We start from the raw sequence: 13,935 nt of genomic DNA on the forward strand, positions 1-13,935 counted from the left end.
CGCCATCGTTTGTCAGGAGCTGTCATGAACGCCGCGCCGCCGCGGGTGCTTACCGTCGCCGGATCCGATTCCGGAGGTGGAGCCGGGATCCAGGCCGACCTGAAGTCGATGCTGGCCAACGGCGTGCACGGGATGAGTGTGCTGACGGCGATCACGGCCCAGAACAGCCTGGGTGTGCAGGGCGCTTGGGAGCTGCCCGAGGAACAGGTGGTGGCGCAGTTCCGCAGTGTCGTGGACGACATCGGCGTCGACGCGGTGAAGACGGGGATGCTGGCGTCCGCCTCGATGGTCCGGCTGGTGGCCGGGTTGCTGCGGACGCTGCCGGACGGCGTACCGGTGGTGGTCGATCCCGTGTCGGTGTCGAAGCACGGGGACGCGTTGCTCGCCGAGGATGCGATGGTGGCGGTGCGGGAGGAGATCGTGCCGCTGGCGACCGTCCTGACACCGAATCTGACCGAGCTGGGGCCGGTGGCTGGGGTCGAGTTGCGCAGTGTCGAGGATCGCGAGCTTGCGGCCAAGGTATTGCTCGATGCCGGCGCCACGTGGGTGCTGGTGAAGGGCGGGCACGACACGGGTCCGTTGGCTGTGGACGTGTTGCACGGGGACGGCGTACGGCTGGAGTTCAGTGCGCCTCGTGCGGACAACCGGCACACGCACGGCACGGGGTGCTCGCTGGCGAGTGCGATCGCGTCGTACCTGGCCCGCGGGTACGACGTACCGGCTGCTGTCGGGGCCGCGAAGGACTACGTCAGTGGGGCGGTGGCTGCCGGGTTTGCGCTCGGTGGTGGGATCGGGCCGGTGGATCACGCGTGGAAGTTCCGAAACAGGAGTGCTGAGTGAACAAGAGTCGCCCGCCGGTCGACGGACTGTGTGAGGAATGCGGCTTCAACTACGACACGGGTGACCTGCAGGGCACGGTGACGACGCTCATCCGGCAGTCGGCCGAGTGCAGCATGGCGCTGACCAAGGCGGCGGCCGGGCCCGATGCGAATGTCGTCCGGATCCGCCCGGAGCCGGAGGTGTGGTCGGCGATCGAGTACGCCTGCCACGTGCGCGACGTACTGGAGGTGCAGCGGCTGCGGATCGCGCAGTGCCTGGCCGAGGACCGGCCGGTGTACGCGCCGATGGACCGGACCGGTCGGGTGAAGGAGGCGAAGTACGAGGACCAGGACCCGATGGAGGTGGCGGCCGCGCTGATGCGATTCGCCCGCGAGTTCGGCGCTGCGGCGCGGGTGCTCACGCCGCCTCAGCTCGGCAAGCTCGGCCTCTACAACTACCCGGTCCGGGCGCCTCGCTCGCTCGGCTGGATCATCCGGCACACCGCGCACGAGATCCAGCACCACCGCCACGACATCATCAAGATCCTCGCCGTCCTCGAACCGCCGATCGTGCCGGCCCCCAAGCCGGAGCCTGTGGTGGAGGCGGAGACCGAGAGCGGGCCGGCCGATGACGCCGAGGATCAGGTCGCGGGGGAGAGGGACTGAGTAGTCCGGTCCGCCCAGGCAGCCAGGGCGGCCGGGGTGGTGATGTGGTCGAACCCGAGGGCCGCGGCGCCGCGGAGCGGGCCGGTCTCCTGGTGAGTCGAGTCGAGGACCGGCGGCGGACTGGCGCGGTGGAAGGTCATCAGGCCTTCGGCGTAGGCGGTGGTGAAGGTGGCAGGCGCGGCAGCTCGCAGCGGGATCGCCAGGCCGCCAAGCGTCACCACCTCGGGGTCGTGAGCGTTCACCAGCCCAGCAATCCCACTAGCCAAAGCAGCAACAACCGCGTCCACCGCCGCCTTCACAGTCGGGTCTGTGACGCGTTGTAGGACTGCTTCGGCGTAGGTGTAGGGGTCCTCGGGCTCTGGATCGCCGAGATGGCGGGCCAGGGCGCGGCCGTCTACCTCGAGGTCCCAGCAGCCGCGTGCTCCGCACGGGCACGACAGCCTGCGGTCTCCGAAGGGGATGTGCCCGTACTCGCCTCCAGCGCCAGTAGCGCCGCTGGCAGGACTCCCGTCGAGTATCAGCGTCCCGCCGACTCCCACCTCGACAATGAGGTGCAGAGCTGTCCCAGCGCCGGCGGCCGCCCCCGTACGCGCCTCAGCGACCCCACTGAGCGTCGCATCGTTCCCCACCAGCAGCGGCAACTGAGTGCCCTCCACCACCGGGCTCAAATCGACAGTGCCCCACCCCAGCGTCGTCGCCTGCATGAGATGACCCGCCCTGACCGTGCCCGCCGCAGCCAGGCTGACAGCCAGCAGACGATCGCCGTACTGCGCTCTGGCGTCCTCAACAACAGCCCGAAGAGCAGCCAGTACTGCGTCCGGCCGGCGGCGGTGGCTCTTGGACCGCCGGTCGGTCAGTACGCCGTCCAGCGACACCACTGCGCTCTGCCAACCCGCTTGCCGCAACTCCACTGCGAGGACCACCGGACCCCGCGGATGCGGGCGCAGTACTGTCGTCGGCCGCCCACGGCCCTGGCTCGGCGCCGGGGTCTCGGTCAAGAGCTGCAGGTCGCGGAGACGAGCGGTGACCTCGGTGGTCGTGCTGGTGCTCAACCGGAGTTCCTTGGCCACGGCGGCTCGGGTGATCCCGGGCTGCCGGGCGACCCGGGTCAGGACGTCCGCAGCCGTCTGCCACTGCCCTCGCCGCTGCACTGGTTTCACTTCACCTCTTGCTGACCTGGGGTGTATCAGGTTTATCCTCGGAGAACGAGTTTAATGGAGGATCGATGGACTTGCGGGAACTGCAGGCCGTGTTGTTCGACATGGACGGCACTCTGGTCACCTCGGACGCGTCTGTCGAGCGCGCGTGGACGACGTGGGCCTCGGAGTACGGCGTATCTGCTGCCGAGGTGCTGTCGCAGGCGCACGGCGCGCCCGCCGAGTCGACGGTCGACCGGATGCTGCCGGGGTTCGACGAGGTGGCCCGGTCGACGGCCGCGGCCCGGCAGTTGGAGCTGCAGTACGACGATCTGTCCGATGTCGTCGCGGCGCCCGGTGCGTTCGAAGTACTGGCTGCGCTCGACGGCCTTCCGTGGGCAGTTGTGACGAGCGCTGACCTTCGGCTCGCGAAAGCGCGTCTCGGCGCGGCAGGTATCGACCCGCCGCTGCTGGTGACGATCGAGGACATCAGCCGGGGCAAGCCCGACCCGGAGGGCTACCTTCGCGCTGCCGAGTTGCTCGACGTCGATCCGCAGTACTGCCTGGTCGTCGAAGACGCCGAAGTGGGACTGGCCGCCGGTCGAGCGGCAGGTGCTCGGACCGCCGCGCTCAAAGGCCTCGACGGTGATTTCAAGCTCCGCGACCTGCACGACCTCGTGACTCTGCTGAACCGGTCTCTGCTGAACCGGTCGGGGGAGTGACCAACCAGCCGATCGAAACCGATCCGCGGGCGCACAGCAGCCGGCGGGAGGAGGTGGAGATCGGGGTTGCGTTGGGGGCCTTGGGGTTCCTGCTGGCCGGGCTCGGGGCTTGCGTCGCGGTCCTGGCCCGGGATCTCGACCTGCCCGCGGAGCGGCTGGCGTTGCTGCCGTCGGCGTTCGCGGTGGGGTTGCTGGTCGTTGCGGTGGTCGGGCCGGTGGTGCTCAGGACGTTCACCATCAGCGTCGTACTGCGAGTGGGGTCGATCGTCTGCGCGCTCGGTGGAGTGCTGATCGCGATTGCTCCGCAGTACGTCGTCGCGATCGGTGGCGGGTTGTGTGTCGGGCTTGGGGGAGCCCTGCTGATCCTGATTGCGCCGCTGCTGCTGAGTGGTCCGACAGCCGCGGTGCGGCTCACCAAGGTCAATGCGTTCGCGAGCGCGACGGGCATCCTGGCCCCGCTGGCAATCGGCGCGGTTGACGCCCTCGGCGCCACCGGGCGGCTGGCGATGCTGGCCGCAGCGCCGCCGCTCCTGGCCTTGGCTGTCTTCGCTCGGCCCGCGGCGACTCATCAGCAAGCAGCCAGCGGCGGACTGGTCGTGCTGCAGGTGGCCAGAGGCTGGCTTCGGGTCGTGCTCGCGGTGGCCGTGGAGTTCTGCTTTGTCGTCTGGGCTGTGGCGCGGCTGGTCACCACTGGGTTGCCGATGGCAACGGCCGCCCTGCTGGGCAGCGCGTTCCCGATCGGGATGGCGGTGGGCCGGGCGATAGGCCCGCTGCGCCTCCGCGACTGGTCGCCGCTGGTCCCGGCCGGCGTACTGGCGATGGGAGGCACCCTGCTGGTCAGCCTGTTCGACGGACCGGCCGTGGTGACGGTCGGCCTGGTGATCGCGGGGATCGGCATCGCGCCGCTCTACCCCATGACGGTGGCTGCCCTGGTCGCCACCCCGGGCCTCAGCCCAGCCCGCCTGGCAGCACTCGGAGCCGCCGCTTCCGGTGCGGCGATCCTGTCGGCACCAGCCATCCTCGCCGGCCTCACCCGGGTCGTCGACCTGCGAACCGCGTTCCTGATCACCCTCCCGCTACTGGCGATCCTCTTCGCCATCAGCCGGCCGCTGAGGCCACTTTCAGTCCGTACTTCGCCAGGAGATCACGCAGCACCTCGTGCCCTTCGCTGAGGTCGTAGAGCTCGGCGTGCAGGCCCGCGCTGCGGGCGCCGTCGATGTTGGCCTGGTTGTCGTCGATGAACAGCGTCGAGGTGCCCGGCCGGTCGACGGCGGTCAGGATCGCGGTGAAGTACGCCGGATCGGGTTTGGCCAGGCCGAGGTCGCAGGAGTAGAAGGTCTGGTCGAACCAGTCGCCGTACCGGCGCTCGTCGTGCATGATCGCTCGCCGGTAGGTCTGCTGGTTGGTGGCGAGATGGCACCCGATCCCGGCGGCCCGGAGCTCCTGGATCCAGCCGACCACAACGGGGTCGGCCTCGAACTGGTGCCACAGCTGCAGCACCTCCTCGAGGGTGCCGGTCGAGGACCAGCGCTGGAGCACCTCGGCCAGCGCTTCGCGGAAGTCACCCTTGCCGGTGAGCGTCGGAGCCTCCGAGGCCATCAGGTCGAGGATGAACTCCTCGGCCTCGGCCGGTTCGACGTACGAGGACAGCGTCCCCCGCCAGTCGCTGGTGCCTTGCTGGATGACTCCGTCGGCGTCGAACAGGACGGTATCGATCGTCGGCATGGCGCCATCCTGTCAGTTCCGTACCAGTCGGCTCCGCCCGGGCTGGGAGGTGGGATGACCCCTTGACCGGTTCAGTTGGTATGCGCTTACCTAGACCCTTGCTGAACATTTGTCGACACGTTCTCGCGGAAATGAACATCTGTACTCCCCCTCCCGGTAGCGACGCGAAGGTGTAGGTGAGGCGGTTCATGGCAGTGACACGCAGGCGGTTCCTGGTGCTCGGCGCCGGGGCGAGTGCCGCGGCGGCCGGACTGACCGGATGTGGATCCCCTGGTTCGCTCGGCGGCGCCAACCAGCTGAGCATGTGGACCTGGACCGGCTCGGTCAACGACGCCCTGATCGCCGAGGCCGAGAAGTCCATCCCCGGTGGCGGCGGCAAGCAGCTCTCGATGACCCGGATCGGCGGCGACTACAAGACCAAGGTGCTGACCTCGCTGGCCGGCAAGTCGATGGTCCCCGACATCATCGCGATCAACGACGACGTCGCCACCTACTTCCCGAACGCCGACCAGTTCCACGACCTGCACGAGCTCGGCGCGGACAAGTTCAAGGCCGACTTCCTGGAGTGGAAGTGGAAGCTCGGCATCACCCCGGAGAACCGGATGATGGCCTATCCGATGGACACCGGGCCGACCGCCCTGTTCTACCGCCGGGACATCTTCGAGAAGGCCGGCCTGCCGACCGAGCCGCAGGACGTGGCCGCTGCCGCGCCCGACTGGGATAGCTACATCCAGCTCGGCAAGAAGCTCAACAAGGCGGTGCGCGGTTCGGCGATCACCGACAACATCACCTCGGTCTATGCCTATGCGCTGGCCCAGATGCCGCAGCGCTACATGACTGCCGACGGCCGCTACATCGGCAATGGTGACCACATCAGGAAGGCCTGGGACCTGGCCGTCCGCGTGGTCAAGGAAGGCCTGTCGGCCAACGCGCAGCAAGGCAGCACCGATGCCAACGCCGTGGTCACGAACGGCCGGCTGGCGGCCTTCATCGGCGCGGTCTGGTGGGCCCAGTTGGGACCGAAGAACGCCGCGCCGAAGACGAAGGGCCTCTGGCGGGTCACGCCGTCGCCCGGCGGTCCGGGCAACCGGGGCGGCTCGTTCCTCGCGATCACCAAGTACTGCAAGGATCCGCAGGCCGCCTTCGCCTTCATCACCTGGCTGGAGTCTGCGAAGAACCAGGCCCAGTCCTTCCTCGACCCGGTTCTCTTCCCCTCCACTCCGGCCAGCTACACCGATCCCCGGCTGGCAGCTCCGGACCCGTTCTTCGGTGGCCAGAAGATCGTCGACGTGTTCGCCGAATCCGCGAAGAAGTACCCGGGTGCGTACTTCAGCCCGTACGACTCGATCATCAACAAGCCGTTGAGTGCGGAGTTGGTCAACGTGGAGATCGGCAGCAAGACCTCCGACCAGGCCTGGAAGGACGCGCAGCACCAGATCGACCGCGAACTCACCCGGGCGGGGGCGATCTGAGATGGCCGTCAGCGACGCAGTACGCAGTACGGCCGCGGTGACCACCAAGGACCCGGCGCCGGACAAGCCGCCCAACAAGATCCGCCAGGCACTGCCGCAGTACGCCGCGGTGTCGCCGTTCTTCATCCTGTTCGCGATCTTCGGCGCGTTCCCGGTGTTCTTCTCGATCTGGCTGTCGTTCCACGCCTGGGACGGGATCGGCACGATGAAGTGGGTCGGGCTGGAGCAGTACAGCTACCTGCTCACCGATCCGACGTTCTGGAAGTCGATCACCAACACCCTGCTGATCTGGGTGATCTCGACCGTGCCGATGCTGCTGCTGGCCCTGGTGATCGCGAACGCGCTGCACAACGCGACGCGGTTCCGCAGCTTCTACCGGATCGCCTACTTCATCCCGAACATCACCTCGGTGGTCGCGGTGACGATGGTGTTCGGCTCGATCTTCAGCAACAACTTCGGCCTGCTGAACGCGTTCCTGCAGTCGATCGGGCTGGACAAGATCGAGTGGCTGAGCCAGCCGTGGGGCATCAAGGTCGCCATCGCGACCATCGTGGCCTGGCGGTGGACCGGCTACAACGCGATCATCTTCCTGGCCGGTCTGCAGGCGATCTCGTCCGACATCTACGAGGCCGCCAAGGTGGACGGTGCCTCGCCGACGCAGACGTTCTGGCGGATCACCGTCCCGTTGCTGCGCCCGGTGATCCTGTTCACCGCGGTCACCTCGACGATCGGTGGCCTGCAGATCTTCACCGAGTCCCAGGTGCTGTTCGGCAGCAGCGGCGCGATCGGCGGGCCGGGTGACGGCGGGCTGACCATCGTCTCCTACCTGTACGACAACGCGTTCGGCTCCAACCAGTTCGGCTACGGCGCCGCGATCGGCTGGGCGCTGTTCATCCTGATCGTCTTGTTCTCGATCATCAACTGGCGCCTGATCGGTGGCAACGACGACGAACGGATCACCAGGCGGGCGGCCCGCCGGGTGCAGCGCAAGATCGCCGCCGAGCAGGTGGCCAACGACAGGGACCTGGCTGAGGCAGGAAAGGAGCACGCCGATGCGCACTGAAAAACTCCGTACCGTCGTCGGTCACGTCGTGCTGATGTTCGGCGTGCTGGTCTCGATCTTCCCGTTCTACTGGATGCTGGTGATGGCCTCGAACACCACGCCGGACATCTTCGCCTACCCACCGAAGCTGATGGTCGGCTCGCACCTGTTCGAGAACATGGGCAAGGTGCTGGACAACATCGACTTCTTCGGCTCGATGCTGCTCACGCTGGCCGCCAGTCTGGGCGTCACCGTGCTGGTGCTGTTCTTCGACTCGCTGGCCGCGTTCGCGTTCGCGAAGTACGAGTTCCCGGGGCGCAACTTCCTGTTCGGGCTGCTGCTGGCGACCTTCATGATCCCGTCCCAGCTGGCGCTGGTGCCGCAGTTCGTGACGCTGGCCGAGTTCGGCTGGATCGGGTCGCTGAAGGCGCTGATCATCCCCGGCGCCGCGAACGCGTTCGGGATCTTCTGGATGCGCCAGTACGCCAAGGGCGCGATCCCCGACGAGCTGATCTCGGCCGCCAAGGTGGACGGGGCGGGCTTCTTCCGGCAGTACGTCACCGTCGGCCTGCCGGTACTGCGCCCCGGCCTGGCGTTCCTGGGCATCTTCACCTTCATCAACGTCTGGAACGACTACCTGTGGCCGTTGATCGTGATGACGGATCCCAACCGGCTCACCTTGCAGGTCGCGCTGCAGCAGTTGAACGGCATCTACGGAACCGACTACAGCATGGTGATGGCGGGAGCCCTCATGAGTGTGGTTCCGTTGATCGGCGTCTTCCTGATCGGTGGCCGCCACTTCATCGCCGACATCGCCGCCGGCGCCATGAAGTTCTGACCCTGACCGCACACGATGAGGGGAACCTCTGTGCAGAACAGCAAGCTCCGCTGGGGAATTCTGGGGACCGGCAACATCGCGTCCCGGTTCGCCAGTCAGGTCCCGGCCTCGGCCACCGGCGTACTGGCAGCGGTCGGTAGCCGCAGCCAGACGTCGGCCGACGCGTTCGGTGACAAGTACGACATCCCGCACCGGCACGCGTCGTACGACGAACTGCTCGCCGACGAGGCCGTCGACGCCGTCTATATCGCCACCCCGCACCCGCTGCATCCCGAGTGGGCGATCAAGGCCGCGGAGGCCGGCAAGCACGTGCTCTGCGAGAAGCCGCTCGCGATCAACCGCGCCTGGGCCGCCACCATGATCGAGGCGGCGATCCGCAACGACGTCTTCCTGATGGAGGCGTACATGTACCGCTGCCTGCCGCAGACCAAGCTGGTCGCCCAGCTGGTCCGCGACGGCGCGATCGGCAAGGTGCACCAGATCCAGGCGTCGTTCGCCTTCCAGGCCTCGTTCAACCCCGAGAGCCGGATCTTCGCCGACGAACTGGCCGGCGGTGGCATCCTCGACGTCGGCGGGTACCCGGTCTCGATGGCGCGCCTGATCGCCGGCGCTGCCATCGGAGCGCCGTACGCCGAACCCGCGGCGGTGACCGCCGTCGGCCAGGTCGGGGAGACCGGTGCCGACGAGTGGTCGGTCGCGACGCTCTTCTTCGACAGCGGGATGACCGCCCAGGTCAGCACCGGTGTCCGGCTCGGTGACGAGAACCGGGTCCGGGTGCTCGGCAGCGAGGGGTACCTCGTCATCGAGGACCCGTGGTTCGCCGGTGACGGCAAGCCGACCCACGTGACGCTGCACAAGGTGGGGGAGGAGCCGCGGGACATCTCCGCGGAGCCGGCCTTCATCTACACCGCGGAGGCCGACGCGGTCGCCGCCGCGATAGAGCAGCGGCAGGCGCCGGAGATGACCTGGGCCGACACGCTGGGCAACCTCGAAGTACAGGACGCCTGGCGGAAGGCGATCGGGCAGCAGTACGCGAGCGAGCGGGACGACGTACTGATCCCGACCGCGACCGGGCGGCCGCTGGCCCGCCGTGAGGACGCTCCGATGACGTACGGCAAGGTGCCCGGTCTCGACAAGCAGGTGTCGCGGCTGGTGATGGGCGTCGACAACCAGCAGACGCTGCCGCACGCCGCGATGATGTTCGACGACTTCGTCGAGCGCGGTGGGACGACGTTCGACACGGCCTACATCTACGGCGGCGGACGCGGTGAGAAGTTGCTCGGCCAGTGGATCACGTCGCGCGGCAACCGCGATGAGGTCGTGGTGATCGGGAAGGGCGCGCACACGCCGTACTGCGACCCGGAGTCGATCACCCGGCAGCTGAACGAGTCGCTGGAGCGGCTGCAGACCGATCACGTCGACCTCTACCTGATGCACCGGGACAACGAGGACATCCCGGTCGGGGAGTTCGTGGACGTACTGGACGAGCACTTCCGGGCCGGGCGGATGAAGGCGTTCGGCGGCTCGAACTGGTCCACCGCGCGCTTCGACGAGGCCAACGCGTACGCCGCGGCCAACGGCAAGCAGGCGTTCACGCTGCTGAGCAACCACCTCAGCCTGGCCCGGGCGTACGACGTACCGTGGGCCGGTTGCCGGCACGTCAGCGACGACGAGTCGCAGGCGTGGCTGCGGGACCGGCAGGTGGCGCTGTTCCCGTGGTCCAGCCAGGCCCGCGGATTCTTCACCGGCCGGGCCAAGCCCGAGGACCGCTCGGACGAGGAGCTGGTGCGCTGCTTCTACTCCGACGGCAACTTCGAGCGGCTGCGGCGTGCGCAGGAACTGGCGGACAAGTATGGTGTGGAACCGACGGCGATCGCGCTGGCCTGGCTGCTCAACCAGCCGTACCCGGTGTTCCCGCTGATCGGCCCGCGTCACCTCAGCGAGACGCGGACCTCCCTGCCGGGGCTGTCGGTGGAGTTGTCGGGCGACGAAGTGGCCTGGCTGACGGCCGCCGACCTCGGCTGACACCGAATTGGTGGACACATCTACCGCTGTGTAACATGGTCTGTCGGTGTCTCGACCCTAAACACGGAGAATCATGTCTAAGAAGTGCGATGTTTGTGACAAGAAGCCGATGTTCGGCAACAGCGTTGCCCGGCTCGGCAAGGGCGCGATGATCCGTCGGGTCAAGGCTCGTACGTCGCGGCGGTTCAACCCCAACATCCAGCCGATCCGCGCGGTCATCAAGGGCACGCCGGTCAAGCTGAAGGTCTGCACGTCCTGCATCAAGGCGGGCAAGGTTCAGCGCGTCGTCGGCTAGAACTTCCGGCCTCCAGCAGGCCGGCCCTCCGTGTAGGTCCTCAGTGGCGCCCGGGTCCAACCCGGGCGCCTACTGCTGTGTCCCCAGCACGCGGTACCGGTCGTACCCGGCCAGTTCGTCCGCGGTGGGCCGCTCGAAGAGCTTGTCGTACGAAACCAGCTCGGCCCGGGTGATCTCGAAGGTCCCGGCCGGGGCAGCCTGGTTGCGGGCCTCGAGCCGCGCCCAGAGCGCGTCGATCGACGCCTGCAGGACGATCAGCTCGGTCTTCGCACCCAGCTCCTGGGCTTTCCGGCGGAACAACTCCCGCTCCTCCCGGCTCCAGCAGCCGTAGTCGAGGATCACGTTCACGCCCAGGGTCAGCACGCGAGCGGCTACGCCCCAGAGCAGTTCGGACTCGAGAACCCAGCGCCTTCCGTCGTGCTCGCCGGCGCTGAAGAGCGGTGACATCCACTCGTCCGGTGTCAACCGGAGCGCCGCTTGCTCCACCTCCAGTTGCTTGGCCAGCGTGGTCTTGCCGGCCCCGGGCAACCCGATGAGCAGAGTCATGATCATCCCAGCACCCTAGGCGGGCGCCACCCTCCTTCAGGGCAGGGGCGAGAGCACAGCCACCGGGATGACGCGGCCCGCCTTCCGCTCGTACTTCGCGAAGAACGGCGCGCGGGCGAGCACGATGTCCTGCCACAGCTGGTCGCGGTCGGCGCCTTCGGCTGCCTGGGCTTCGACGTCGTACTGGTTGTCACCGATCTGGATCCGTGCCCGGGTGGTGGCGCGGAGATTGCGGAACCACTGGGGGTCGGCCTTGGTCCCGCCTGCGGAGCCGGTGACGATGTAGCGGCCGTTGTCCTCGAAGTACGCGACCGGCGCGGTGTGGGGGGTGCCGGTCCTGCGGCCGGGCACGGTGATCAGCATCACCGGGAGGCCTTTGGCTGTTCCGCCGATCCGCCCTGATGAGCGGCGATACAGTCCGCCGGCGAGCTGGTTGCCGGTCCGGGCGACTCTGCGGAGTACCGGGCCCAGGCTCGAGGCGCCGCGGACGCGGGTGACGTACCGGCGGTAGCGGCGCCGGCCGACCAGGCGCCACATCACCTTGATCGGGAGCGGCAGGCCGCCGATGAACCACTCCTGCTCCTCCGGGGTCGCAACCTCCTCGAGGGTGCCGGTGGCGATCAGCTTCTCCGCGTTCGTGAACTTCTCGAACGTCGCCTCGCCGAACCGCCGCCACTCGTCGGCCGTGATGTGCGCTCGGAGCAGCGGGACGACGTGGGCCTCCTCGTCGTCCAGGTGCTCCACCAGGGCGTCGGCGAAGTCGTCCAGAGCCGTCGCCAGCGCCTCGCCGTGGGCCGGCGCCACCCGCCAGGCCTCCAGCTCGATTCGCACCTTCGCCGACCTGTCGGCCACCGTTGCGTGCTGCTTCTCCATCCGGTCGATCAGCTCCGCCTGCGGCGCGGCGCGCTCGAGGAGGAGGGGCCAGAGGTTCTCGTCCTCGCCGGTGTGGTGATGGTGCAGCGAGGTGAGGAGGAAGTCGAGATGCGCGGCGATCGCCCGGGCGCGCGCGGTGGCCGACGGCGGGGTGCGCCGTACCAGTCTCGCGATCTCCGGGAAGCCGCGGCGGAAGATGCGGTGGATGACCACCATCTCCTCGGTGCGGGCCGCGGTCGCCGGGTTTTGCTCAGGCCTGAGTGTGCTGCTTGTCATGGCGCGCCTCCTGTGGCGCTCGTTTTTATCAGGTAACCCTGATAATCAGGTATACTTGATCAAGTGGTGATGGCACAAGACCTTCCTGAGCAGGCGCGGAACACGGTCGCGATGCTCGGTCAGGCGTACAGCCTGCTCGGGTTCCAGATCGTCGACGGAGTGGTCGGTGCGGGCTACCCGCAGAAGCCGTCCCACTCCGCGGTGTTCGCCCAGATCAGCCCGGACGGCAGCCGCCTCAGCACGCTGGCCCGCGGGGCGAACATGACTCCGCAGGCGATGGGGGAGCTCGTCGACGAGCTGGAGGAGCTTGGGTACGTCGAGCGACGGCCGGACCCGACCGACCGGCGGGCGAAGCTGATCATGCTGACCCCGCGCGGCCACGAGTGCATCGCCGCGGGCATCGCGACCATCAAGGGCATCGAGCGCCGGATCGATCAGGTCCTCGGGGCCGACGGCCACGCGGAACTCCGCCGGCTGCTGACCGAACTGCTGAGCGCCGGGTCAGCGAGCCCGGGCGACGACCGTTAGTTCGTTGCGGTTGTGGTGGAGCTGGCGGGCCGTCAGTACGTCGTACTGCTTGCGGAGGACGTCCAGGCCGCGGCGGGCCGCGTCGAGGGGGTTTCGGCCGCCGCCCTTGAGGGTGACGATCGCGAGGGCGCCGCTGCGCAGGTGCGGGACGGCGTCCACCATCACCCGGGCGCTCAGGACCTGGTCCATCCGCATGTCGTTCACCACCACGTCGAACCGGACCTGGTTGCGGCGGAAGAACTCGCCGGCCGTCGTGGCCACATGATGCACGCCACGGTCGGCCGCTACCCGGCGGTCGAGCTCGCCGGGATCGACCGACCAGACCTCCTGGCCGTGCTGGCGCAGGATCCTCGTCCAGCCGCCCGGGCTGGCACCCAGGTCGAGCGCCTTGCCGCCGTCGGGCAACCGCAGGTCGAAGGTCTGGATCGCCTCTTCCAGCTTGAACTCCGACCGCGACACCCGCTCGTCCGACCGGGCCAGCCGCATCCGCCCTCCCGGCCAGTCCGACAGGCTGTGCTCCAGCCGGTTGAGGCCGATCAGCACGTTCTTCTTCGACGCGAAGCAGGAGACGACAACCTCCTGACCGGCCCGACTGACCTCGATCCCGCGGGCGACCAGGCCGTCGGCCAGCAGGTGGTAGTACGACCCACCGCTACTGGGCCCATCGGTCCACGTCTGTACTGCGAGTGCCTGCGGGTGGCGCGGCAGTTCGGCCAGGATCAACTCGGTCAGCTCGTGCGGCGGCGGCACCTCGCTGACCGGAAAACTCGCCAGCTCCGCGGTCAGGTGGCGGATGAACATGATCCGCCCGTCCCCACAGGCGGCGGCCAGCTCCTCGATCGGCGGCCCGCTCTCGGTGATCCGGCCGAGGTCGCCGCTGACCCGCTCGATCTTCACCCGCGGCCCGAACTCGTCCCTGATCTCCCGGACCGCCACGTCATAGCTGTCGGTAGCCACCGAGAAGAGCGAAGCG

15 protein-coding genes are annotated in these 13,935 nt (G+C 68.2%); 10 read left to right on the forward strand and 5 right to left on the reverse strand.

Features of this window, described 5'->3' with window-relative positions:
* Positions 1 to 24 precede the first annotated feature (24 nt).
* Positions 25 to 840 (forward strand): bifunctional hydroxymethylpyrimidine kinase/phosphomethylpyrimidine kinase, encoded by an 816-nt coding sequence (gene thiD / locus AB0F51_RS34485; RefSeq protein WP_360286888.1) that lies wholly within the window; start codon positions 25 to 27, stop codon positions 838 to 840.
* A complete protein-coding gene (locus AB0F51_RS34490; protein ID WP_360286890.1) occupies positions 837 to 1,484 on the forward strand; it encodes a DinB family protein in 648 nt (215 codons plus the stop codon). Before thiD ends, AB0F51_RS34490 begins: the two co-directional genes overlap by 4 nt.
* On the opposite strand, the gene AB0F51_RS34495 is transcribed toward AB0F51_RS34490, so the two are convergent.
* On the reverse strand, positions 1,460 to 2,644 hold the full coding sequence (locus AB0F51_RS34495; RefSeq protein ID WP_360286893.1) for an ROK family transcriptional regulator: 1,185 nt from the start codon (positions 2,642 to 2,644) through the stop codon (positions 1,460 to 1,462). The two genes, AB0F51_RS34490 and AB0F51_RS34495, sit on opposite strands and share 25 nt — an antisense overlap.
* Before the next feature lie 65 nt (positions 2,645 to 2,709).
* Between AB0F51_RS34495 and AB0F51_RS34500 the strand changes: the two genes are divergently transcribed.
* Both AB0F51_RS34500 and AB0F51_RS34505 read left to right on the forward strand, forming a co-directional pair.
* Positions 2,710 to 3,342: an HAD-IA family hydrolase gene (locus AB0F51_RS34500; RefSeq protein ID WP_360286896.1), complete on the forward strand. Its 633-nt coding sequence runs from the start codon at positions 2,710 to 2,712 to the stop codon at positions 3,340 to 3,342.
* Positions 3,339 to 4,514, forward strand: coding sequence for an MFS transporter (locus tag AB0F51_RS34505; RefSeq protein WP_360286898.1), 1,176 nt, complete (start codon positions 3,339 to 3,341; stop codon positions 4,512 to 4,514). Before AB0F51_RS34500 ends, AB0F51_RS34505 begins: the two co-directional genes overlap by 4 nt.
* Here the strand turns inward: AB0F51_RS34505 and AB0F51_RS34510 are convergent.
* Positions 4,441 to 5,067 (reverse strand): HAD-IA family hydrolase, encoded by a 627-nt coding sequence (locus AB0F51_RS34510; protein WP_360286901.1) that lies wholly within the window; start codon positions 5,065 to 5,067, stop codon positions 4,441 to 4,443. The two genes, AB0F51_RS34505 and AB0F51_RS34510, sit on opposite strands and share 74 nt — an antisense overlap.
* A gap of 188 nt (positions 5,068 to 5,255) precedes the next feature.
* On the opposite strand from AB0F51_RS34510, the gene AB0F51_RS34515 reads away from it, so the two are divergent.
* The 5 genes from AB0F51_RS34515 (at position 5,256) to rpmB (ending at position 10,739) form a co-directional block, all read left to right on the forward strand.
* The gene (locus tag AB0F51_RS34515) at positions 5,256 to 6,539 is read left to right on the forward strand and encodes an ABC transporter substrate-binding protein (protein ID WP_360286903.1); all 1,284 of its coding nucleotides are present in this window, start codon (positions 5,256 to 5,258) and stop codon (positions 6,537 to 6,539) included.
* A 1-nt stretch (position 6,540) separates the two neighbouring features.
* Complete coding sequence (locus AB0F51_RS34520) at positions 6,541 to 7,602, forward strand: sugar ABC transporter permease (RefSeq protein ID WP_360286906.1); 1,062 nt, start codon at positions 6,541 to 6,543, stop codon at positions 7,600 to 7,602.
* Entirely contained in the window at positions 7,592 to 8,419 is an 828-nt protein-coding gene (locus AB0F51_RS34525; RefSeq protein WP_360286909.1) for a carbohydrate ABC transporter permease, read from the forward strand. Before AB0F51_RS34520 ends, AB0F51_RS34525 begins: the two co-directional genes overlap by 11 nt.
* A 30-nt stretch (positions 8,420 to 8,449) precedes the next feature.
* A complete protein-coding gene (locus tag AB0F51_RS34530; protein ID WP_360286912.1) occupies positions 8,450 to 10,444 on the forward strand; it encodes an aldo/keto reductase in 1,995 nt (664 codons plus the stop codon).
* Between the two features lie 73 nt (positions 10,445 to 10,517).
* On the forward strand, positions 10,518 to 10,739 hold the full coding sequence (gene rpmB / locus AB0F51_RS34535; RefSeq protein WP_360286914.1) for a 50S ribosomal protein L28: 222 nt from the start codon (positions 10,518 to 10,520) through the stop codon (positions 10,737 to 10,739).
* A 69-nt stretch (positions 10,740 to 10,808) separates the two neighbouring features.
* On the opposite strand, the gene AB0F51_RS34540 is transcribed toward rpmB, so the two are convergent.
* Both AB0F51_RS34540 and AB0F51_RS34545 read right to left on the reverse strand, forming a co-directional pair.
* On the reverse strand, positions 10,809 to 11,291 hold the full coding sequence (locus AB0F51_RS34540) for an AAA family ATPase (protein ID WP_360286916.1): 483 nt from the start codon (positions 11,289 to 11,291) through the stop codon (positions 10,809 to 10,811).
* A gap of 30 nt (positions 11,292 to 11,321) precedes the next feature.
* On the reverse strand, positions 11,322 to 12,434 hold the full coding sequence (locus tag AB0F51_RS34545) for a nitroreductase/quinone reductase family protein (RefSeq protein ID WP_360286920.1): 1,113 nt from the start codon (positions 12,432 to 12,434) through the stop codon (positions 11,322 to 11,324).
* A 69-nt stretch (positions 12,435 to 12,503) separates the two neighbouring features.
* Between AB0F51_RS34545 and AB0F51_RS34550 the strand changes: the two genes are divergently transcribed.
* On the forward strand, positions 12,504 to 12,962 hold the full coding sequence (locus tag AB0F51_RS34550) for a MarR family winged helix-turn-helix transcriptional regulator (protein ID WP_360287032.1): 459 nt from the start codon (positions 12,504 to 12,506) through the stop codon (positions 12,960 to 12,962).
* Here the strand turns inward: AB0F51_RS34550 and AB0F51_RS34555 are convergent.
* Positions 12,936 to 13,919: an SAM-dependent methyltransferase gene (locus tag AB0F51_RS34555; protein ID WP_360286923.1), complete on the reverse strand. Its 984-nt coding sequence runs from the start codon at positions 13,917 to 13,919 to the stop codon at positions 12,936 to 12,938. The genes AB0F51_RS34550 and AB0F51_RS34555 overlap by 27 nt on opposite strands.
* Positions 13,920 to 13,935: the final 16 nt, after the last annotated feature.

This window comes from Kribbella sp. NPDC023855, from assembly GCF_040639475.1.
Classification (GTDB): Bacteria; Actinomycetota; Actinomycetes; order Propionibacteriales; family Kribbellaceae; genus Kribbella.

What these genes read in the sequence shown, in the direction of transcription:
- thiD (WP_360286888.1), top strand. Translation starts at nt 25, where the DNA reads ATGAACGCCGCGCCGCCGCGGGTGCTTACCGTCGCCGGATCCGATTCC.
- AB0F51_RS34500 (WP_360286896.1), top strand. Translation starts at nt 2,710, where the DNA reads ATGGACTTGCGGGAACTGCAGGCCGTGTTGTTCGACATGGACGGCACT.
- AB0F51_RS34510 (WP_360286901.1), bottom strand. Translation starts at nt 5,067, where the DNA reads ATGCCGACGATCGATACCGTCCTGTTCGACGCCGACGGAGTCATCCAG.
- AB0F51_RS34515 (WP_360286903.1), top strand. Translation starts at nt 5,256, where the DNA reads ATGGCAGTGACACGCAGGCGGTTCCTGGTGCTCGGCGCCGGGGCGAGT.
- AB0F51_RS34520 (WP_360286906.1), top strand. Translation starts at nt 6,541, where the DNA reads ATGGCCGTCAGCGACGCAGTACGCAGTACGGCCGCGGTGACCACCAAG.
- AB0F51_RS34525 (WP_360286909.1), top strand. Translation starts at nt 7,592, where the DNA reads ATGCGCACTGAAAAACTCCGTACCGTCGTCGGTCACGTCGTGCTGATG.
- rpmB (WP_360286914.1), top strand. Translation starts at nt 10,518, where the DNA reads ATGTCTAAGAAGTGCGATGTTTGTGACAAGAAGCCGATGTTCGGCAAC.
- AB0F51_RS34540 (WP_360286916.1), bottom strand. Translation starts at nt 11,291, where the DNA reads ATGATCATGACTCTGCTCATCGGGTTGCCCGGGGCCGGCAAGACCACG.
- AB0F51_RS34545 (WP_360286920.1), bottom strand. Translation starts at nt 12,434, where the DNA reads ATGACAAGCAGCACACTCAGGCCTGAGCAAAACCCGGCGACCGCGGCC.
- AB0F51_RS34550 (WP_360287032.1), top strand. Translation starts at nt 12,504, where the DNA reads ATGGCACAAGACCTTCCTGAGCAGGCGCGGAACACGGTCGCGATGCTC.